Source organism: Nitrospinota bacterium, assembly GCA_016235255.1.
GTDB lineage: Bacteria > Nitrospinota_A > UBA7883 > UBA7883 > JACRLM01 > JACRLM01.
The window spans coordinates 1-20,245 of the sequence record JACRLM010000074.1 but is presented as its reverse complement, the minus strand read 5'-3'; the positions used below and the strand labels follow the sequence as shown (position 1 = coordinate 20,245).

The following is a 20,245-nucleotide window of genomic DNA, read 5'->3' as shown; positions in this document are numbered from 1 at the left end:
CGCGCTGGTGAAGCATGGCTGTGACGGAGAAAAATCAACCTGCATAGCGCTGGCCACCATCGCCACGGAAGTCCCCGTGTTCCTCCCGATTACAGAGATGGGAGCGCCGGCATATTTTAATAAGTACGACGGACGAAAAGACCTTGGGAACACGGCGCCCGGCGATGGATATAAATACCGTGGCCGAGGGTTCATCCAGATCACCGGGCACGCTAACTATCAGGATTTCGGCGCGCGGCTCGGCGTTGACCTTGTGGGCAACCCCGGCCTGGCGCTGGACCCGTCCACCGCCGCCGAAATCCTTGTGGTGTATCTGCGTCGGCGGGGAGTATTTACAGCGCTCACTCCGGAAAGGCAACGGCGGCTTGTCAACGGCGGGCTGAACGGGATCACAAAATACAAATCCGCGCTGGCGGCTCTCGCCGGGCTGACGTTGGGAATACAAACTGAAAACGGCATAGGAGAAAAGGCTAATGGTTAAGAAAATTGTCGGAGCCGTGCTGATGGCGGCGTTGATCGCGTCCATCTGGATCACCGCCGGGATGGTGACCGGCTGCGCATTCACGATGCGGGCCAGCGGGGCGCTGGGGCAGGACATTCCATCCAGCAGCGAGGAAACGAGCAAGGATGGGGTCAAAAAACAGGAGGGAAAAGTAAAATGAAAAAACTGACAAGGTTCACCACTACGATGATCGGGCCGGGCTTTTGCGCCATTGCCGCCGCCCTGATTATCCACGCCTGCGGACCGGTGGTGGACAATTCCAGCCACACCAACGCGCCCATCAGCGACTCCCAGAATATCACCGGCGGCGGGGGGACATCATCGGCCACCGCCATCACACTGTCGGCCACGGCCCCCACGTTGACGGTGACGGATGCCGGCGTGGCGACCACGTTCACCACGTCCATCGAGCTGACATGGTTCTATCCCGCGCTGGTGGCGGGGGCAAACGCGCCGGTGGAGATATGGGTGCAGCCCCCGTCGGCGACGGACTTCTTCCTGCTGGGGATAGTCAATATGACAAACACCACCGGCTCATATTCTTATCAGCCACTCGCGGAAATCGGCGAACACCGATTTTATGTGTCCGCATATGGGTTGAAGAGCAACGAGGTGGTGGCGACGGCTTTATTTTAAGGACGAAGGAAAAGACCATATTATTATTCCAGAAAGGAAAAACGACATGAACGCATTGGCCATACTGGCGGCCTTACTGCCGCTGATTCCCGAGGTGATCGGCAACGTGGAAAAGCTTTCGGACGAAAAGACCACCTCCCAGGACAAACAGGGCGCGTCGCTGGCGATATTGGAAACCGCCGCGATGACCGCCGGGATATTCCCGCCGGAGATACCCTGGACGACGGTGAAACCGTTGGCGGTGATGGGCATCAACTACCTGGTGGCGGCGAATAACCGGGGGAAGTGGAAGCGGGAAGCGGCCACGGCCACAACGAAGAAAAAATAATGGGGGACGATGACACGCGCAGGGACACGCGGCCGGAGACCGTCCGCACCCCTGCACTTGTCCTTCCGCTCAAAAAAATCACAACCTTTGTGAGGAGACTTTTCAGGCTATGAATATTATAAAAGTGGCCAAGTTCATCTTCGAACTCCGCGGGTGGGCCGCCGGGTACAAAACCTATATCACCGCCGCCGCTGGCATCTGCGTCACCACAGCGGCGTTTCTCAACAGTCAGTTGCTGCCGTGGATAAACGGAACGGTGGGAACAACCGATCTATTGTCCGGGGCGCTTCCGGCTTATCTGGAAACGGTGGCTGGATTTTTCGCGGCGGGCACGTTGCGCCACGCGCTGGACACACGGAGCGTGAGCGACAAAGCCAATCTGTTAATCGTGGCGTTCACCGCATCCGCCGTGATGTGGACGCTTGCCCCGGTGATGGCCAACGCGGACGCTTTTGAGGACTGCGCCGAACACCTGGCGGTGGTGACACCGAGCAAGAACGGCGACGCGCTTTGCCGGACGGGCTATTTCGCCATGCACAATCCGGATCGCAAAACGCCGGACTGGGTGGCGGAGCATTTGACGGCGGAGCACATCATGTCGGACAGATACCCGCGCACCAACACATTCATCACCGATCCGGACCTTGCGCCGGGGAGACGGGCGACGCCGGCCGATTACACGCGGAGCCGGTATGATCGCGGGCACCAGGCCCCCTCCGCTGATTTTCACTGGAGCAAAAAGGCAATGGTGGAAAGCTTCTACATGAGCAACATGGCTCCTCAACGCCCGAACCTCAACCGCAAATTGTGGGCGGAACTGGAAGGAACTGTGCGGGGGTGGGCGGCCAGCCGGAGCGAACTTTATGTGATAACCGGGCCAATTTATGGGCATCGGCCAAAGCACATCGGCAAAAGCCGGGTGGCTGTGCCGTTCGCGTTTTTCAAAGTGATATATGCCCCCGGCCAGAACGAAACCCTGGCGCTGGTGATCCCCAACCGGAGCCGGTTCAAGCCGCTGGAGTCATATATATGTACCTTGGCCGGGATCGAACACCGGACGGGGCTGAAATTCCGTCCGGACATCCCGGAGGTGGACACACACAAACTATGGTCGTAAAAGCGCCTGTGACCGCGCGGTAACGCGGCCACAGGCAACCCAACCCGTGATAACGGACACCACGGATCAGGCAGACAAAAGCGATATAAGCCTACCATATCAACCCCCTGAATCGGAGCCCGTTATCATGGCAAAACCGTTTTTCGCGTGGGTGGGCGGCAAAGCCCGCCTCGCTAATCGCATCCTCCCAATCTATCCCAACCATAAATGCTATGTAGAAGTTTTCGCTGGGGCTGGCGCGCTTTTCTTTTTAAAAGAGCCTGCGAAGGTGGAGGTGCTCAACGATATCAACAAGGAACTCGTCAACCTGTATCGCGTGGTGCAGCACCATCTGGAGGAATTCTGCAAGCAGTTCAAATGGGCGCTGGTGAGCCGGACGATGTATGACTGGCTCAAAATGTCGAAGCCGGAGACACTGACGGACATCCAACGGGCAGCGCGGTTTTACTATCTGCAGAAGACCAGCTTCGGCGGGAAGGTGGGGAAACAGAATTTCGGCTATTCAACCACCTCACCGTCAAAACTCAATCTGTTGCGGATCGAGGAGGAACTTAGCCAGGCTCATTTGCGGCTGGCCAGGGGCACGGTCGAAAACCTTGACTGGAAAACGTGCGTGGAGAAATATGACCGGCCGCACACACTTTTCTATATGGACCCGCCGTACTATAAGGTGGACAAGGGTTTTTACGGGATGAACCTGACACTTGATGATTACCGGGCGCTGGCGGACTCGGCAAAAAGGATACAGGGGAAATGCGTGATCAGCGTGAGCGATATGCCGGAGATGCGGACGGCCTTCGAGGGGCTGGCGATGAAATCCGTGCCGATCAACTATACCGTAGGATCGTACAAAGGCCTGGCGGCGGCCCGACGGGAGCTTATAATCCACAACTGGTAAGAGTCGCGCCCTTGTCCGCGCCCGCGTCTCGTGGCATGATTCTTGTGGAATAAAATTCCATCAGGTGGAAAATTGAGATAAGTGAGTTATCCCGATTTTCGCCCTCGGTTTTGGACATGCCGCCTTAGTCCGGGGTGTTGTAGCCCGCAAGGGCGGTCACCCCGGATCCCTTGTGTTACGCATAAAGGACGAGCGATAAACCGTTTCCAGCAATGTCACCCCCGCCAAGGCTTAGTTTTTAACCGCAAAAAAAGAAATTTTGCATTTTCGTATTTTTTTCGTTTACATTTGACTCCGCATGGGTATAATGAGCCCATGATTGAAACCTTACGATAAGGATTAAAACAATGGCCAAGGAATCCGGGGAAAAACAAAAAGCTCTGCAAAACGCCCTGTCCCAAATCGAAAAACAGTTCGGCAAAGGCGCCGTGATGCGCCTGGGTGACGGCCATTCCGAGCCGATTGAGGCCATTTCCACCGGCTCGCTCTCCGTGGATTACGCCCTCGGCATCGGAGGCCTCCCCCGTGGGCGGGTGGTGGAGATTTATGGCCCGGAATCTTCGGGCAAGACCACGTTGACCCTGCATGTCATCGCCGAGGCCCAACGCAACGGCGGCAACGCCGCTTTTATAGACGCAGAGCACGCTTTCGACCCCACATATGCCCGTAACGTGGGAGTGGACATCGATAACCTGTTGATTTCACAGCCGGACACTGGCGAACAGGCGCTGGAAATCGCCGAAACGCTCATCCGTTCCGGCGCGGTGGACGTTATCGTCATAGACTCGGTGGCTGCCTTGGTCCCCAAATCGGAGCTTGAAGGGGAAATGGGAGACCCGCAGATGGGGCTCCAGGCGCGGCTGATGAGCCAGGCTTTGCGCAAGTTGACCGCCATAATATCCAAATCGAAGACTTGCCTTATATTTATCAACCAGATACGCCAGAAAATCGGTGTAATGTTCGGCAATCCGGAGACAACGACAGGCGGCAACGCATTGAAATTCTATGCCTCCGTCCGGATAGACATCCGCCGCATCGCCACCATTAAGGAGGCGAACGAACCTATCGGCAACCGGGTGAAGGTTAAAGTGGTGAAAAACAAGGTGGCCCCGCCGTTCCGCGAAGCGGAGGTGGACATGGTGTTCGGCGAAGGGATTTCCCGCGAGGGTGACCTTGTGGACCTGGGCGTGCTGCACGGGATGGTCCAGAAGTCGGGCGCGTGGTTCTCTTATAATGAAGAGCGGATCGGGCAGGGACGCGAGAACTCGAAGAAATTCTTCCGCGACTATCCGGAAACCGCCGGGGAACTGGAAAACAAACTGCGCGAAAAGCTCGGGTTGCCGATTCTGGAAAGGCACAGGGTGGCGGCGGCGGCCGAGGAAAAATGACCATTTGACACTATCAGCATCCGGGGAGGCGCACCATGGCACAGCATAAAATTGAAGTTGTGTTGGATGGGTTTTCGGCGATGTTTGTCAAAGAAGTTGAATTGACTGTATCGCAAGATGGGACGCAGATCAAATCTGTACGGCTCACTCCTCCGCGCCCGGGGCGCCTCCAAAAAGCGGCGCGGACCGAAGCGCCTTCGTTAAAGAGGGCCGTGTGGTCCTTTTTATATTTTATTTTCTTAATGCATCTTTTTATTAGATTTCTGTAGATTAACTTTCCCTCCCCTCCATGAGTGGAAAGTATCCCTTATTCTAATGGAACTTTATGCGGGGCAAACCTTCATCCCTATCCTGCATTACTTTCGCTTTCAAGCTTCTTGGCCGCCGCGCCCATTGCGTCCATGAAATAAATGCCAAGCTCGAACGCAAAGGCTATGAAAAAGACGAAATCGCCGCGACAGTCCAAAAGCTCCAGAACCTCGGCTATCTGGACGACGCCAAATATTGCAAAGCATACGCCTCCGCCCGGGTGGAGCGGATGAAAATCGGCCCAGCGAAGCTTGCCGCCGAACTTTCCCGCAAAGGTTTTGCGGGCGATCTGGTAAACTCCGTGGTGGCCGGTATTTTCGGCGGGCCGGAAGACCAGTTTCAGGTGGCGCAAAAGGCGGCGATGAAAAAATTCAGGACAATCGCGAAAAAGGTGGAGGCCGGTTCGGCCAGACGCAAGGTGTTCGACCACCTTGTCCGGCGCGGCTTCTCCATGGAAATTGCCCGCAGGGTGGTATTTAATGGCTGGAAAGAACTGGCGGGTGGCGGAAGATGACCGGTGACGTGAATGAGTGGCTCTTTTGGGCGTATGTGTTCATCGCCGGCGCCAGCGTGGGGAGCTTTCTCAACGTGGTGATATACCGCCTGCCGATGAATCTTTCCGTGGTGCGTCCCGCAAGCCGTTGCCCGGAGTGCGGCTCGCCTGTGCGGTGGTTTGACAATATACCTGTTATAAGCTGGTTTGTCCTGCGCGGGCTTTGCCGGGACTGCGGCGCCATTATTCCCCCCCGCTACATGTTTGTGGAGCTTTTCACGGCCATTCTCACCATGGCCGTCGTCCAACGCTATGGATTGCACATCCACACTCTTTTATACCTGACGATGGCGTGGGGACTTGTCGCGATAACTTTCATTGATCTTGATTTTCAGATAATACCCGACGAGCTTAGCGTCGGAGGTTTGGTTTTGGGGCTTGCTGCTTCCTTCTTTCTTCCCCTCGGCCTCACCGGGTCGCTGGCCGGCGCGCTTGTCGGCGGCGGTCTCTTTTTCACCGTGGCCGCTTTATACCCCGGCGGGATGGGGGGGGGCGACATAAAACTGATGGCGGCCATCGGCGCCTTCCTTGGCTGGAAACTGGCGTTGCTGACCATAATCCTCGGCTCGGCGGCTGGCGCCGTCACCGGCGTCGGAGCCATCATCTTCCTTGGCAAGGGGAGGAAAGACCGGATTCCATTCGGCCCCTTCCTTGCGCTGGGAGCCCTCGTCTCGCTATTATTGGGGGATATCATTACGGAAGCCTATTTGACTGCGGTCATGTAATATGTAAAGACAATCAACGCCATTCATTTGCGGGGGAGAATAAAATGAGCGATCCTAAAATAGCGGACAAAAAACCGGTGGTCATGGAGCTTGAGCCGGGGGACTACTGGTGGTGCGCCTGCGGCCATTCCGCCAAGCAGCCTTTCTGCGACGGGGCGCACAAGGCCATTGGCATGGCTCCCATGAAATTCAACGTGGCGGAAAAGAAAAAATCGGCGCTATGCATGTGCAAACATACCAAGAACCCGCCGTTTTGCGACGGCGTCCATAAAAGCCTTTAACAGCCAACAGCTTTCGAATTGGAGGTGACTATGACTCGCAGGATAATCTTTTCCGCGGCGCTGTTCTTTTCCCTTGTGTCCCTGGCAAACGCCGAAACTTTCACCGTGGACACGGCGCACACCCGCATAGGCTTTGCGGTGAAGCACATGGTGATAAGTTCCGTGCAGGGGGAGTTCATGAAGTTTGGCGGCTCTTTAGACCTGGACGGAAAAAACCGGCTGGTAAAGGCGGAAGCCACCGTGGAAACCGCCAGCGTGAACACCCGCGAGGAAAAGCGGGACGCGCACCTGAAAAGCCCGGACTTTTTCGACGCGCAGATGTACCCTGAGATAAAGTTCCAGTCCAAAAAGGTGTCCATCGGCGGGGGCAAGCTCACCGTCACCGGCGACCTGACCATCAAGAACGTCACAAAACCTGTGACCCTCACCGGCGAGATGTCCGGCCCAATCAAGGGGATGATGGGGGAGACGCGGGTGGGCTTTCACGCGGAAGGCAAAATCAACCGCAAGGACTTCGGTGTAAACTTCCACAAGCTGCTGGACACCGGTGGGCTTGTGGTGGATGACGAGGTAAAAATCATACTGGACATTGAGGGGACGCCCAAAGGCTGGGCGCCCCCGGCCCCGAAATAGTTTAGCGGCGCGGCCGCTCCCTGCCAGACCGGGGAGCGGTCCGTTCACTTTCCAAAGTTTAATAAACACCCAATGCCAACCCCCATCGGCCATTCGCTCCTCGGCCTTTCCATTATGGCCGCGGCGTATGGCGTGAAAAAGCCGGCGTTCACAAAACACGGACTAAAGCTGGCGGTATTCTGCGTGGCGGCGGCCTGCCTGCCGGACATCGATTTTGTCCACTGGGACGGCAATGGCCTGACGCTTACCGGAGCCTGCCACCACGGGATCACCCATTCGATAGGATTCGCGCTCTTCGCCGCGTCGCTAGCCGGGCTTTGGGCGAAATTGGCAAAGCATGACGGCTGGCCAAAGATCGGCCTGCTGACATTTGCGCTGGTTGGAAGCCACGTCCTGGCCGACTTGTTCGGGGTGGACGGGTACGCCGCCAACGGGATCGGCGTTCCGGCGCTATGGCCGTTTAGCGGCGAATATCACATCATCCCCATACTACCAGCGGCGGACAGGGCGAATGTATTTTCCATGGGCAGCCTGTGGGCGATGATTGTGGAGCTGTTCGTGTTCGGAGGGATATTCGCCGTTTCAACTATCAACGCGGGGCGCAGGCGCAAAAGCGGCTAGACGCTCTCCAGCTTGGCGATCATGTCCCGGGACTCCTGCATGTGCGGGTCTATCTGGGCGGCTTTCTTGAAGCTGTCCAGCGCCTTTTTGCCCTCCCCTTTCCTGTTCCACATCATGCCGATGTTAAAGTGGACCCCTGCGTCCGCCTCGTCTATGTTCAGCGCTCGCTCGTACATTTCCAGCGCCTTGTCATACCTTCCGGCGCGGGACTGGGCTATGCCCATCCGGTTATAGACGTGGATAAGCTCCGGGTCTATGTTCTGGGCGGTCTCAAAGAATGTCAGCGACTCGTCCACCCACCCCTTTTTCAGCGCCAGGTTGCCGATGTCTATCACGAACATCAAATCGGTCTGTTTTTTACTGACGGCCAGCTCCAGCACCTTTAACGCCTTTTCCTTCGGAAGCGTTTCACACGCTATCATCGCCTTGAGATAAAGGGTCTTTGGATGGTCTGGCATCAAAGTCTCGGCTTTTGAGATCACCCGCAAGGCCGCCTCGTAATCTCCAAGGGCGATAAGTGTCTCGGCCATTTTCACGTACGCCTCGAAGAAGTCCGGGCTCTCTTTTATCGCCTGCCGGAAAAACTCCTTCGCCTCCTCATACCTCTCGTCCTCCAGCGCGTCCACCCCCCGCTGGTAATACTCCAGCGACTTGGACTCGTCGAGCACCTTGCTTTTGCCCGCCACCCCCCTCTGGAACAGGGAAATGAGCGCCTGCTCCACCTTGAATCCGTTCACCGGAGTCTCAGCCCATTGGATTATGGCGTCGGCGGTGGTGAAATGTTTGGGATGCTCCTTGACCTTGTTCGTGAACACCACCATGGGGGCGGTCTTGAATCTGGTGGAGTCTATAAGCCTGCGCAGAAACTCCATCCCCTCGGCGCGCTCCACCGAAAAAACCAGAACGCTGGTGGTTGCCAGCTTGAGCTTTTCCCACGCCTCGTCGCAATGGTCGAATTCAAGGATATCCGCCAATCCGTCTTCCCGAAGGACACCTTTGATCTGTTTGCGATCATTCCGGGCGTCCATGACTATGGATATGCGCTTCCTCGAATACTTCTGGAACAGCGCTTTCAGCGCTTTTTCATCCATTCTATTTGCCTTGGAGGGAAGTTTTTAGCTGTTATTGACAATTAGTTTGTAGTTAATTATATCCTAATTTAATCACTATTCCAAATTTTTCCTGAAATTTTGTTTTAAAACTCGCAAGATGTCACGCATTGTAACATACTGAAACCTTTGGAAATCACCTTTGGCGGTCAATCCAGAATAGTGGATAATCAAATACACTATTGTCTATGATATTAATATAATTCGTTAAATTCAATTTACTCCTTGACTTGAAAAATTAACGGAAAAATAATGAATGGCAATTCTCAAATGGCTTTTCATGGCTTGGGAAAAGAGGAGCGGAGCCTTGGAAAAAGCGAGAGCATTGCGCTGTTCAACAACAAAATGAGGCAAAGAATTATGAGCAAGATGAGAAGACTTGTGGTGGCGGCCATGGCCCTTGCGGCAGCTGTCACGTTCACCCCGGTGAAAGCCTCGGCTTTCAAGGTGAACGACAATAACGATGTGTACGGCTACACGACGATGTGGGGCATTCTCGATGAGAGCGCCTTTAACACCGCCAAGGACAGCAGCGGGGAAAAGGGCAAGGACAAGTCCTTCGGATTCCAGCTAAAGCAGGCCCGCTTGGGCGCCAAGGGGAATATGGCCGACGGCGTCCTCGGTTACGCGGTCCTTTTTGACGGCGCCGGCTCATCCGGCTCGGGCACTGGAACCACGAGCAACGTGGCTTTCGTCGAAGGTTGGGCGACTGTGCGCCCCCTTGGCAAGAACTTCGATATCAACATCGGCCAGTTCCGCCCCTATGGGTCATATGAAGTGGGCGTGGTCAGCGGCGCGGACATCGTCAACCTGGACGTTTTCGCCGCCGGTTCCAAGCAGATGGCGGGGTTCCTGGCAGGCTCGAACAACACGCGCGACCGCGGCATCGAGTTTGTCGTGAAGAACATCGCTGAGATCGCCACCCTGAAAATTTCCGCCACCAACGGCTATGGCAACAACGGCGACGTTGGCGGCTCCCTTTCCGGCTCCAAGGCCATCTGGTCCAACGGCATGCTGGACGCGGCCTACACTGCGGCCCTGATCGTGAAGCCCTTCGAAGGCTTCCGATTGAACGCTGGCTACGGCATGAACAAGCATGACAACGCCGTGGTCAACCTCAATTCCTACAGCGGCACGGTCGGCTCCGATGGCACGGCGGTGACGGTGACAAACTCCAACTCCAAGACCGTGGTGGACCTGGACCGCAAGATGTATTCGGCCGGCTTCGAGCTGGACCTGCATGACGCCGGTCTGTGGATCGACGGCGAGTACGCCTCGCTGAAGGCCGACGACAAGGACACCCTCAAGCCGGGCTACGAGGTGAAAGGGTGGTACCTGCGCGCCGGATATTTCCTGCTCCCCAAGACTCTTGAGCTGGTGGCCTGCTATGAGGCGGCCGAAGAGACCGCCAAGACCGGCGCGGAGAAGGACAAGGAGACCCAGTACATGCTTGCCGCCCGCTACCACCTGGACAAGCTTGTGTTCACGCTTGAGTACGAAAAGCGCGACTATGACAATTCCAATGACGATCCCACAAGGCTCGCCTTCAGGACTGTCCTCAAGTATTAATCGCGCTTCAAGTTTTATGGGGCCGGCCTTCATGGCCGGCCTTTTTTATTTGTCCACTTGCGGCGTTTCTTTCGATAAAGTAGTCTATCCGCATTCACTGACACCATTTTTGAGGATGTTAAATTGTCCAGAATAACCGCTGTCTATCCGGGCACGTTCGACCCGGTGACCTATGGCCATATCGACCTTATGAAACGGGGCACGGCCATTTTCAGCGAGCTTATCGTCGCCGTCGCCCACAACCCGGGTAAAAATCCGCTTTTCTCCCTGGAGGAACGCGTTGATTTCATCCTCCAGGCCACCGCCGGGATCGGCAACATAAAGGTGAAGCCTTTGCGGAATCTTCTGGTGGACTTTGCCCGGGGCGAGGGGGCGAGGGTGATATTAAAGGGGCTTCGCGCGGTGTCGGACTTTGATTACGAGCTGCAGATGTCGCTGCTAAACAGGCGGCTTGCGGACGATATCGAGACGGTGTTCATGATGCCTTCCGAGGAGTATTCGTTCATCTCCTCATCTATGATAAAGGAGATATCTTCTTTGAACGGCGACGTGGGCAAGCTTGTTCCGCCGCCTGTGGTGGACGCGCTCAAGGGACGGTTCAGCGGGAAATGAACCGCCAAGACTTCAAATCACTTATTTAGCATTCGAGGTAAATAATGGAACTTGCCAAACGGCTTGCGGCGATAAAACCGTCGCCGACCCTGGAAATAACCGCAAAGGCCAAGGCAATGAAGGCCCAGGGGCTCGACATAGTCGGCTTTGGCGCGGGCGAACCGGATTTTGACACCCCGGAATACATAAAAAAAGCCGCCATAGAAGCGCTCAACGCGGGCAAAACGAAGTACACCGACACCCCCGGCATACCGGAACTGCGCGACGCGCTCACGGAGTTTTATAAAAAGACCGAGGGGCTGGAGTATAAGCGGGGGCAGACCATATTCTCCTCCGGCGGCAAGCATACGCTTTACAACCTTTTCATGACCATCCTGTCGCCGGGTGACGAGGTGATAATTCCCACGCCGTACTGGGTGTCTTATCCGGACATGGTGATGTTGGCGGACGGGAAACCTGTGTTCCTTCACACAAAAGAGGAAAACGGCTTCCTGTTCGCCGCCGAAGACCTCCAGAAGCTCGTGACGCCGAAGACCAAGGCAATCGTGGTCAATTCCCCGTCCAACCCGTCCGGCGCGGTCTATGACGAGGCGACGCTTAAGGCCATTTGCGCCGTTGCGGTGAAACACGGGATACTCGTGGTCTGGGACGAGATATATAAGGACATTTATTACGGCGATGGTAAGCTGCGTTCGCTCCCATTTTACGACCCTTCGGTGAAGTCTTTGACGATCATCGTAAGCGGCCTTTCCAAGGCTTTTTCCATGACCGGGTGGCGGCTTGGCTGGGCGCTGGGGGACGAAAAGATAATAAACGGGATGAACATCATCCAGGGGCAGTCCACCTCCAACCCGGTGTCTTTCGCCCAGTACGGGGCGCTGGCGGCGTTGCGCGAGGGGCTCACGCACCTTCCGGCGTGGGTCAAAGAGTTCAGGGAGCGGCGCGACAGGCTTGTGGCCGCGTTCAACGAAATCCCCGGTATGAAATGCCTGAATCCCATGGGGGCGTTTTACGTGTTCCCGAACGTTTCCGGATGGTTCGGCAAGACGTGGAGCGGTGGAGCAATCAAGGACTCTTACGGCGCCACGAAGTTTCTGCTGGAGGCGGCCCGGTGCGCCGTCGTCCCGGGCGATCCGTTCGGAGCGCCGGAGAACATACGGCTTTCCTACGCGCTTTCGATGGACGAGATTGAAAAGGGTATATCGCGGATAAAGGAAGCGGTGGTAAGCTTGAAGTGAACCTGTAAGGAGAGCCAGCCATGCTAAAAGAAGGCGACAAGGCCCCGGAGTTTAATTTATCCGACCAGGAGGGCGTAAAACGCTCACTCAAAGACTTCACCGGAAAAAAAGTGGTTCTGTACTTCTTTCCGAAGGCGAACACCCCCGGGTGAAACACCGAAGCGTCCGAGTTTCGCGACGCAATAAAGGATTTCACCGGAAAAAACACCGTCATCGTGGGCGTGAGCGCCGACAAGCCCGAGTCCCTGAAAAAATGGGCTGAGAATAAGGGACTGCCGTTCACCCTGCTTTCCGATCCGGACGGCGAGGTCTGCCGCAAATACGGAGCCTGGAGCGGGGTGGACCTTCTTGTGACGAAAGTCGGGCTTCCCTCACGCTCCACCATCATAATCGGTCCGGACGGCAAGGTGCTCAGGGCCTTCTACGGAGTGAAAGCGGCGGGGCACGCCGCCAACATGTTCAAGGAGGTCTGCGAAATCGGCTGAGCCGTCAAGCGGCAGGTGACGGAGGCTATTTGTAGCGGTATGTGATCCTGCCCCGCGTCAGGTCATAGGGGCTAAGTTCGAGCTTCACCTTGTCTCCCGGAAGGATGCGGATGAAAAACTTCCGCATTTTTCCAGAGACGTGGGCGAGCACCGTGAAATTGTTCTCAAGCGCCACGTTGAACATGGCGTTTGGAAGGGCTTCCAGCACGGTGCCCTCAACTTCCACAGCCTTGTCGCCGGTCTCTTTGGGAGTCTCCTCCTCAAAGCCGCCGCCCTTTCTTTTCCTTCTCTTGTGACGCTTTCCGCGGTCACCTTCATCGCTAACTTTCGGCATTCATCGCTCCCAAATATCATGCGCTCAACAGGCCTGCCGATCCCTTATCTTCACGGCCCGGAACAGTTATAATACACCAATTTTTTTCCGCCGCCGCCATGAATATTTTTCATGATAATTTTCCGCAATATCACAACAAGGGTAAAGACCGCCAAAATGTCATACAATCAATCTGCCGCCGGGAGCCCGGCCCGGCTTCACGAACACAACAAGGCAGGCAGGCTAAGGACTATGGCGCAGGAAAAGCAGGACCAGTGGAGGGAGCAGTGGACCCTCCTTCGCGACGGCGAGCTTTTCCTTTTCAAGGACTGGATCCATCCGCATACCCTGGAAAGCTTCAGAGGGCTGGACATTCTTGAGTGCGGCTGCGGCGGAGGCCAGCATACCGCCTTTATGGCCCCCTTCGCCAAAAGCGTCACGGCCGTGGACCTTAACACCGCGCAGCTGGCCCTGGAACGCAACGCGGGCGCGTCCAACGTACGTTTCCTGGATGCCGACATCGCTGAAATGGACCTGGGCATGCGGTTCGACGTTGTGATGAGCGTAGGGGTTGTCCACCATACCGATGATCCGGACAGGACTGTGGCAAACCTCATCCGCCACGCAAAACCGGGGGGGCGGCTGATAATTTGGGTCTATTCACACGAGGGCAATTGGGCCGTCCGCAACATGGTGGAGCCGTTCAGGAGGCTGTTTTTGCGCTCCATCTCCAGAAAGACGCTGCTCTGGCTCTCAAAGGCCGTCACGGCCATTCTATATATTCCGGTCCACACGCTATACCGTCTGCCTCTCAGGTTTTTGCCGTATTTCGATTATTTCGGAAATTTCCGGAAGCTTTCATTTTACAGGAACACCCTCAATGTCTTCGACAAGCTCAACGCGCCGAAAACCGGATTTATCACGAGAAAACGGGCTGAAAGCTGGGTTGCTCCGGAGAAATTTGAAAACATCCATATAAGCCGGTATAAAGGAGTAAGCTGGCGCATCAGCGGACACTTGAAACGACACGGTTTGACCAACAACATACGCTAATGGAACATCAGGCCAAATCATCCTCCTTTTACGACGCCGGATGGGCGAAATGGGAATTGATAACCTCCCGCTCGCCCGCCCCGGCCATGCGCAGAAGGAAAATCATCGCCATACTGTCGAAGCAGAAATTCAGCTCATTGCTGGACGTCGGATGCGGTACAGGTGAACTGTTAAGGGACGTGGCGTCCCTTGCGCCGGGGGCCGGGCTGGCGGGGGCGGACCTTTCGCCGGCTGTGCTGGAGGCGAACAAGGCCAGGTATCCTCAGATACGCTTCTTCCCACTCGATATAGACCGGGAGGCGATTGCGGAAAAGTTTGATGTTGTCGTAAGCTCCGAAGTCGTCGAGCATTGCTCCGATTACCGGCAGGCGGTGGCCAGGCTTGCCGGGATGGCGGCCCGCAGACTGATTATCACGGTCCCCTCCGGCCCTGTGTATCCGATAGACAGGATGATGGGACATACGATGCATTTCACGGCGGAGCGGATCGGGGAGGCCATGGCCAAGGCAGGCCTTAAAGTGGTGAAGATAGAGCGGTGGGGATTCCCCTTTTTCAATCTATACAAGCGGCTGATAAACATGAATCCCGAACGGGTCATGGAATCCTATTCGGCGCCCGGGAAATATGGTTTCAGGCAGATTGCGATGGCGTCGCTGGTGGCTGCGTCTTTCAGGTTGTGCCTTCCATTCTGGGGAAACCAGATTTTCGCGATTGGTGAACGGCCTGACATTGAGCGGAGTGAAAGATGATAAGCGTGGTGGTCCCTGTTTATAACGAGGAAAACGGCATAGGGGAGTTTTTGATCGAACTGAAAAAATCCCTGGAGGCCTTTCCCGGGCATGAAATTATCGTGGTCAACGACGGGTCCACGGACGGCACGGCCGAGAAGGTGCGGACCGCCGGAATTCCCGGGCTCAAACTGATGGAGCATCCGGAGAATCTGGGCTACGGCAAATCACTGTACGACGGGATAGCGGCCTGCGCCAACGAATGCGTGGCGATAATAGACGGCGACGGGTCCTATCCGCCATCACGGTTCGCGGATTTCTACCGCAATTATCCGGCCTACGACATGGTGGTGGGGGCGAGACAGGGATGGGAATATAAAAAGGGCTTTTTCAAAAGGCCTGCCAGGATGGTGTTCAAGGCGCTGGCCGAATACGCCGCCGGGCGCAATGTGCCAGATATAAATTCAGGGATGCGCATGTTCAAAAGAAGCGTCCTGCTCCGCTTCAAGGATTCGCTTTGCGCCGGATTCTCGTTCACGACCACGATGACGCTATTTTTCATGCTAAACAGCCACCCGGTGCTTTACCTGCCGGTGGAATACCGCAAGCGGGAAGGTTCGTCAAAAGTGCGGCCGCTGCGCGACACGTTGCGGGCGCTCCAGTACATAATTGAAGCGATCCTTTTTTATAATCCGCTCAAGCTGTTCTTGCTGGTCGCTTCGATATGCCTTGTGGCCGGGGGCCTACTTGTGTTGCTGGACATCCTTGTGGGAGGAAATCTTTTCATGAGCGCGCTGGCCGCCCTGCTGATCGGAAGCTTTCCCGTCATATTCTCCATGGGCCTGCTGGCCAACCAGCTGAGGAAGATATACATTTCCAGCGGCGGAAACAATAACTGATGCCGTCGTCAGCCGCTGAAAACAACGCGACAGAAAGCGGCGGCGCCAGGGAGGCATTTGGCGCGCGGCTGGACACGCTTGCGGCCTCCTTTCGCGGCAAGGCGGCGCTGGCCCTTTTTATCGCGGCGCTGGCCGTGATTCCACGGATCGCATATTTCTCCCAGGCTGTCGGCACGCCGCTTGCCACAACAAGCGCAAACGACCAGACCGACATGTTTTTTTTCGACCTTTGGGCCAAACGTATCGCCGCCGGGGACTGGCTTTCGGACACGGACATTCATCCGATGCATTCGTGGCATTACAAGGTCGCCGCCGACTATTTCAATTTACGTCCCGATGTTTTCGCCGAGCTTTCGGAACGGGTGAATAATACGGGGGGCGACCCTGCAACGCTGTTATGGAGCAGGCTGCAGGGGGGCAAAAGGTTTCACCAGGAACCGCTCTACCCTTACCTTATCGCCATCACATACAAAATATTCGGGGCAGACCCGCGTTATGTTTTCGCATGGCAGATGGTGGCGGGCGTATGCTCGGCGGTCCTTGTCTTTCTGATTACGCTACGGCTCTTCGGCCCGGCGGCGGCGGTGATCGGCGGGGCCATGTGCGCCGTGAACGGGCCATTGATGTGGCAGGAAGTGTATCTTCTGCGCACAAGCCTTAGCGTGCTGGCGGGGCTTGCGGCGGTGTATATGACCATCGCGGCGATGGACAAAAATACGCCGCTTCGGTATCTGGCGGCGGGTATTTGCTTCGGAATCGGGGCGCTCGCGCAAAGCTATTTTATTTTATATTTCCTGCCGGCCGTGGCGCTCATGGCGTGGCGGCTGCGGCGGGAGCCGTTGCCGGCCGTGAAGGCCGGGTTGCTGACGGCCGCCGGTTTTCTGATCGCCCTGTCCCCGGCCATAGCTAGGAATCTGGCGGTGGGAGCGCCTGCGTTGAGCCTGCTTTCCCAGGGATCATATTTCTTCATCATGGCCAACGCTCCGGACCTTAATCCCTCCTTCCCCGTAAACATTCTCACTCCTTATACGGCGGACATCGTCGCCAGGACAAACGGCGGCGGCGTGGCGGACTATATCGGGCCGCTGGTGGCCGCCCACGGCGGAATATTCAATTACGCCCATTTCCTGCTGGCGAAATTCGCCGAGGTGTGGGGTTTTAATCCGATGAGCGACAACGGGCCTTATTACTATTATTTTCTATGGCACTCCACGGCCCTCAAATATTCCCCGGCGTATGCGCTGCCGCTGTTCCCGCTGGCCCTGGCGGGCCTGGCCTTGTCCGGCAAAAGGCTGGGGGACTGCGCCCCGCTGCTGATATTGATAATGATCCATGTAATCGTGATGACCGTCTTCGTGACGTTTTTCCGTTATCGCGTTCCGCTGGCGGTGGCCGTGATTCCTTTCTCGGCGCTGGCGCTTGCGAAGTTGCTGTCTCGTGGAGCCGCCGTGACCGGAGCCGGAGCCATCGTTTTCGTCATCGCCAGCCTGGCCTTCGAATTCCGTTTCATCCACCGGCCGCCGGACTTTCCCGGATACGCCTCTGCGGCCAAAAGCCACTTCAGGCCAATGATTCATGACGCGGAAAAATCGGGCTCTTCCGAAAAGGCCGCCAAGATTTATTACGACTGGTTTTCATATGAAAACGGATTCGAAATCAATCCGGACAATATACGTCCCGGCCAGAAGCGGACCGCCGCATGGTACGCCGGATTGCTCAACGAACATGCAAGCCTGCTTCGCTCCGCCGGGAGGGTGGAAGAGGCCGGGAGGCAGGCGGCGAAAGCGGAAACAATCGTCCGAAACCTTAAAACGCCGGCCGCAGGGGAGCAAAACAATCCCCGTCCGGCCGGTTGAGCGCGCGTTGAAAGCAGGGGGGGTCACTCAATGTGCGGAATAGCGGGTATTTTCCACTATGGCGATCCGGCCACGGAGCAGGACGCCCAGGCAATAAAACAGATGACAGGCGCCCTGGCGCACCGTGGGCCCGACGGTGAAGGGATATTTGCCGAAGGCGCCGTTGCTTTGGGCCATAGGCGGCTTGCCATCATAGATCTTTCCCCGGCGGGGGCGCAGCCGATGGAGTCCGTTTCCGGATCTACGCTCATTACGTTCAATGGAGAGATATACAATTATCGCGAACTGCGCGCCGATCTGGAAAAGATGGGGCGAGCTTTCAAATCCCGGTCCGACACTGAAGTTATCCTCAACTCGTACGAGCAATGGGGCCCGTCTTGCGTTGAACGGTTCAACGGTATTTTCGCCTTCGCAATATGGGACCGCGCAAATCGAAAGCTGTTTCTCGCCCGGGACCGGATGGGGGTGAAGCCACTTTTTTATTTTGACGACGGCCACCGCCTGCTGTTCGCCTCGGAAATAAAGGCGATATTGAGCGCACCGGCTGTGCGGCGGACCGTCTGCGCCGAGGGGCTCTCCTCGTTTCTCACGTTCGGTTATGTGGCCGCCCCTCTTACAGGATTTGAGGGAATACGGCAGCTTGCGCCTGCATCGACGCTGACATGCGGCGGCAACGGGATTGCGATCAGCCGTTACTGGGAGCCGAAGCGGCCGCCGGACGCGGCGAGGTTCAAATCACTGGACGAGGCGGCGGAGGAATTCGGGACTGTGCTGCGCCGGTGCGTCAAACGCCAGATGGTGAGCGATGCGCCGCTTGGGGCGTTCCTTTCCGGTGGGCTTGATTCGGCGGCCATCGTATCCGCCATGGCGGGGCAGTCCGATGCGCCGGTAAAAACGTTCTGCGCATCCTTCGAGCAAGGGCAGTTCGATGAAAGCGCCCAGGCGGCGCGCACCGCCGCCACCCTTGGGGTGGATCATCACACCACGATGGTCCCTGAAGACCTGGCAGGCACGCTGCTCAAAGCGGTCCGCCACATTGAGGACCCATTCGCCGACTCATCGCTGCTCAACTTTTTTAGCATATGCGGTTGCGCCGCCGGAAATGTGAAAGTGGCCCTTTCCGGAGACGGCGGAGACGAGCTGCTGGCTGGTTACTTCACCTATGACGCAGGATACGCCGCCGGACCGCTGAAATTCCTTCCAGCGTTTTTCATCGAATTATTAAAGCCCGTTGCCCGCGCCTTGCCGTTGAGCGATTATCCGTATGGCCTCAGAAACCTGGCCGTGCGGTTTTTGGATGGGATGGGGGAGCCGGCCGGGCGCGACCATGCGTCTTGGAGGATACATTGCGGCTCCGCCCTGAAAAATAGCCTGTTCAACGAGGATTTGGCGGCCAGGACCGCAAGCTTCGATCCATTAAAGGAATACGCCGCGCGTTATAACGAAGGGGAACCAGGCCTTTCCCGGCTCGGCAGGATGCTCCGGGCGGACATGCTTTTCCATCTGCCAAACGACATGCTGGTGAAAGTGGACAGGATGTCCATGGCCCATGGGCTTGAAGTGCGCGTTCCGTTCCTTGACAACGAGCTTGTGGATTTTTGCCTCGGGCTGCCGGACGAGTACCTTTTCTCCCCATTCAGGGGGCGCAAGATAATTCTGCGCCGCCATCTTGACACTGTGCTGGGATGCGCATGGAGCCGCGGCCCCAAACGTGGTTTCAACGCCCCCATAAGCCAGGCGCTTCGCGGTTCGCTGTTCGATCTTTTCATGGACGCGATCCATACAGAGCCGTTTTGCGGCCACGGGCCGCTGCGAATAGACCGTTTGGAAAAAATCGCCAACGATCACAAGGACCGGAGGGAAGATTACGCCTATCCGCTCTTTACGGCGCTTGTTCTGGCGCTATGGTGGAACACGTTTGAATTGACCGCTGGATAGGGCCCCGATCTCGCATATTCACTAACCGCAATTCTGGCGTCTTTATATTTTCTTTACACCTCCGCCCCCCCTTTTAGCGCCATTTTTATATGAAATCAGCTTAAATAAAACCATGCGCGCGTGTCAATTGCGTCACCTGTGTTTGGGTCTTGAAATGACCATGTAAATGTCACGAAGCGCCATAGCTGCGCAGGGGCCGCCCGCCGCCGCCGGATGAACAGGACATCAAGAGCCAAATCCTCCTGACCGGAACATAATCTTCCGGAAAAAGCGTATTTGTTTTTTATTTATGCATTTACTGTCCATCTTTATGACTTATTAACCGTCTCATAATAATATAGACATTATTATATATGTATCAAGCCGCGTATTTCGTCGTTTCGCCGTTGAAGTACGATATCACCAGGTCCGGTGATTTCTGGACACGCCGCATATGACTTATCACCGCGCCCTT

General features: G+C 56.3%; 24 protein-coding genes. 22 read left to right on the top strand and 2 right to left on the bottom strand.

Annotation, left to right across the window (positions count from 1 at the left end; translation table 11 throughout):
* The first annotated feature begins 97 nt into the window (after positions 1–97).
* The 12 genes from HZB29_09750 to HZB29_09695 all read left to right on the top strand — a co-directional run bounded on the left by HZB29_09750 (position 98) and on the right by HZB29_09695 (position 7,991).
* Positions 98–481 carry a hypothetical protein gene (locus HZB29_09750; protein ID MBI5815879.1) on the top strand — a complete coding sequence of 128 codons (384 nt, stop codon included), beginning with the start codon at positions 98–100 and terminating at the stop codon, positions 479–481.
* A complete protein-coding gene (locus HZB29_09745; GenBank protein ID MBI5815878.1) occupies positions 474–662 on the top strand; it encodes a hypothetical protein in 189 nt (62 codons plus the stop codon). Before HZB29_09750 ends, HZB29_09745 begins: the two co-directional genes overlap by 8 nt.
* Positions 659–1,138, top strand: coding sequence for a hypothetical protein (locus tag HZB29_09740; protein ID MBI5815877.1), 480 nt, complete (start codon positions 659–661; stop codon positions 1,136–1,138). Before HZB29_09745 ends, HZB29_09740 begins: the two co-directional genes overlap by 4 nt.
* Positions 1,139–1,184: 46 nt before the next feature.
* Entirely contained in the window at positions 1,185–1,466 is a 282-nt protein-coding gene (locus tag HZB29_09735; GenBank protein MBI5815876.1) for a hypothetical protein, read from the top strand.
* A 109-nt stretch (positions 1,467–1,575) separates the two neighbouring features.
* Positions 1,576–2,583, top strand: coding sequence for a DNA/RNA non-specific endonuclease (locus tag HZB29_09730; GenBank protein ID MBI5815875.1), 1,008 nt, complete (start codon positions 1,576–1,578; stop codon positions 2,581–2,583).
* A gap of 127 nt (positions 2,584–2,710) precedes the next feature.
* Positions 2,711–3,481 carry a DNA adenine methylase gene (locus tag HZB29_09725; GenBank protein MBI5815874.1) on the top strand — a complete coding sequence of 257 codons (771 nt, stop codon included), beginning with the start codon at positions 2,711–2,713 and terminating at the stop codon, positions 3,479–3,481.
* 347 nt (positions 3,482–3,828) lie between these two features.
* Positions 3,829–4,869 carry a recombinase RecA gene (gene recA / locus HZB29_09720; protein ID MBI5815873.1) on the top strand — a complete coding sequence of 347 codons (1,041 nt, stop codon included), beginning with the start codon at positions 3,829–3,831 and terminating at the stop codon, positions 4,867–4,869.
* 325 nt (positions 4,870–5,194) lie between these two features.
* Positions 5,195–5,692 (top strand): regulatory protein RecX, encoded by a 498-nt coding sequence (locus HZB29_09715; protein MBI5815872.1) that lies wholly within the window; start codon positions 5,195–5,197, stop codon positions 5,690–5,692.
* The gene (locus tag HZB29_09710) at positions 5,689–6,456 is read left to right on the top strand and encodes a prepilin peptidase (GenBank protein MBI5815871.1); all 768 of its coding nucleotides are present in this window, start codon (positions 5,689–5,691) and stop codon (positions 6,454–6,456) included. Before HZB29_09715 ends, HZB29_09710 begins: the two co-directional genes overlap by 4 nt.
* 44 nt (positions 6,457–6,500) lie before the next feature.
* Positions 6,501–6,737: a CDGSH iron-sulfur domain-containing protein gene (locus HZB29_09705; GenBank protein ID MBI5815870.1), complete on the top strand. Its 237-nt coding sequence runs from the start codon at positions 6,501–6,503 to the stop codon at positions 6,735–6,737.
* 30 nt (positions 6,738–6,767) lie between these two features.
* On the top strand, positions 6,768–7,370 hold the full coding sequence (locus HZB29_09700; protein MBI5815869.1) for a polyisoprenoid-binding protein: 603 nt from the start codon (positions 6,768–6,770) through the stop codon (positions 7,368–7,370).
* A gap of 72 nt (positions 7,371–7,442) precedes the next feature.
* Positions 7,443–7,991 carry a metal-dependent hydrolase gene (locus HZB29_09695; GenBank protein MBI5815868.1) on the top strand — a complete coding sequence of 183 codons (549 nt, stop codon included), beginning with the start codon at positions 7,443–7,445 and terminating at the stop codon, positions 7,989–7,991.
* Here HZB29_09695 and HZB29_09690 read toward each other — a convergent pair.
* Positions 7,988–9,082 (bottom strand): tetratricopeptide repeat protein, encoded by a 1,095-nt coding sequence (locus HZB29_09690; protein ID MBI5815867.1) that lies wholly within the window; start codon positions 9,080–9,082, stop codon positions 7,988–7,990. The two genes, HZB29_09695 and HZB29_09690, sit on opposite strands and share 4 nt — an antisense overlap.
* A 378-nt stretch (positions 9,083–9,460) precedes the next feature.
* Between HZB29_09690 and HZB29_09685 the strand changes: the two genes are divergently transcribed.
* The 5 genes from HZB29_09685 to HZB29_09665 all read left to right on the top strand — a co-directional run bounded on the left by HZB29_09685 (position 9,461) and on the right by HZB29_09665 (position 13,004).
* A complete protein-coding gene (locus HZB29_09685; protein ID MBI5815866.1) occupies positions 9,461–10,669 on the top strand; it encodes a hypothetical protein in 1,209 nt (402 codons plus the stop codon).
* Between the two features lie 123 nt (positions 10,670–10,792).
* On the top strand, positions 10,793–11,281 hold the full coding sequence (gene coaD / locus HZB29_09680) for a pantetheine-phosphate adenylyltransferase (GenBank protein MBI5815865.1): 489 nt from the start codon (positions 10,793–10,795) through the stop codon (positions 11,279–11,281).
* 44 nt (positions 11,282–11,325) lie between these two features.
* Positions 11,326–12,519 carry a pyridoxal phosphate-dependent aminotransferase gene (locus tag HZB29_09675; protein ID MBI5815864.1) on the top strand — a complete coding sequence of 398 codons (1,194 nt, stop codon included), beginning with the start codon at positions 11,326–11,328 and terminating at the stop codon, positions 12,517–12,519.
* 20 nt (positions 12,520–12,539) lie between these two features.
* Positions 12,540–12,671: a redoxin domain-containing protein gene (locus HZB29_09670; GenBank protein MBI5815863.1), complete on the top strand. Its 132-nt coding sequence runs from the start codon at positions 12,540–12,542 to the stop codon at positions 12,669–12,671.
* 30 nt (positions 12,672–12,701) lie between these two features.
* On the top strand, positions 12,702–13,004 hold the full coding sequence (locus tag HZB29_09665) for a peroxiredoxin (GenBank protein MBI5815862.1): 303 nt from the start codon (positions 12,702–12,704) through the stop codon (positions 13,002–13,004).
* A 25-nt stretch (positions 13,005–13,029) separates the two neighbouring features.
* On the opposite strand, the gene infA is transcribed toward HZB29_09665, so the two are convergent.
* On the bottom strand, positions 13,030–13,338 hold the full coding sequence (infA, locus tag HZB29_09660) for a translation initiation factor IF-1 (protein ID MBI5815861.1): 309 nt from the start codon (positions 13,336–13,338) through the stop codon (positions 13,030–13,032).
* Between the two features lie 156 nt (positions 13,339–13,494).
* On the opposite strand from infA, the gene HZB29_09655 reads away from it, so the two are divergent.
* From HZB29_09655 to asnB, 5 genes are read left to right on the top strand one after another with little or no spacing between them, the layout of a single operon-like run.
* Positions 13,495–14,370 carry a class I SAM-dependent methyltransferase gene (locus tag HZB29_09655; GenBank protein MBI5815860.1) on the top strand — a complete coding sequence of 292 codons (876 nt, stop codon included), beginning with the start codon at positions 13,495–13,497 and terminating at the stop codon, positions 14,368–14,370.
* Positions 14,370–15,119, top strand: coding sequence for a methyltransferase (locus HZB29_09650; protein ID MBI5815859.1), 750 nt, complete (start codon positions 14,370–14,372; stop codon positions 15,117–15,119). Before HZB29_09655 ends, HZB29_09650 begins: the two co-directional genes overlap by 1 nt.
* On the top strand, positions 15,116–15,997 hold the full coding sequence (locus HZB29_09645) for a glycosyltransferase family 2 protein (protein ID MBI5815858.1): 882 nt from the start codon (positions 15,116–15,118) through the stop codon (positions 15,995–15,997). Before HZB29_09650 ends, HZB29_09645 begins: the two co-directional genes overlap by 4 nt.
* Complete coding sequence (locus HZB29_09640; protein MBI5815857.1) at positions 15,997–17,853, top strand: glycosyltransferase family 39 protein; 1,857 nt, start codon at positions 15,997–15,999, stop codon at positions 17,851–17,853. Before HZB29_09645 ends, HZB29_09640 begins: the two co-directional genes overlap by 1 nt.
* Before the next feature lie 30 nt (positions 17,854–17,883).
* Positions 17,884–19,791: an asparagine synthase (glutamine-hydrolyzing) gene (gene asnB / locus HZB29_09635; GenBank protein ID MBI5815856.1), complete on the top strand. Its 1,908-nt coding sequence runs from the start codon at positions 17,884–17,886 to the stop codon at positions 19,789–19,791.
* Positions 19,792–20,245 lie beyond the last annotated feature (454 nt).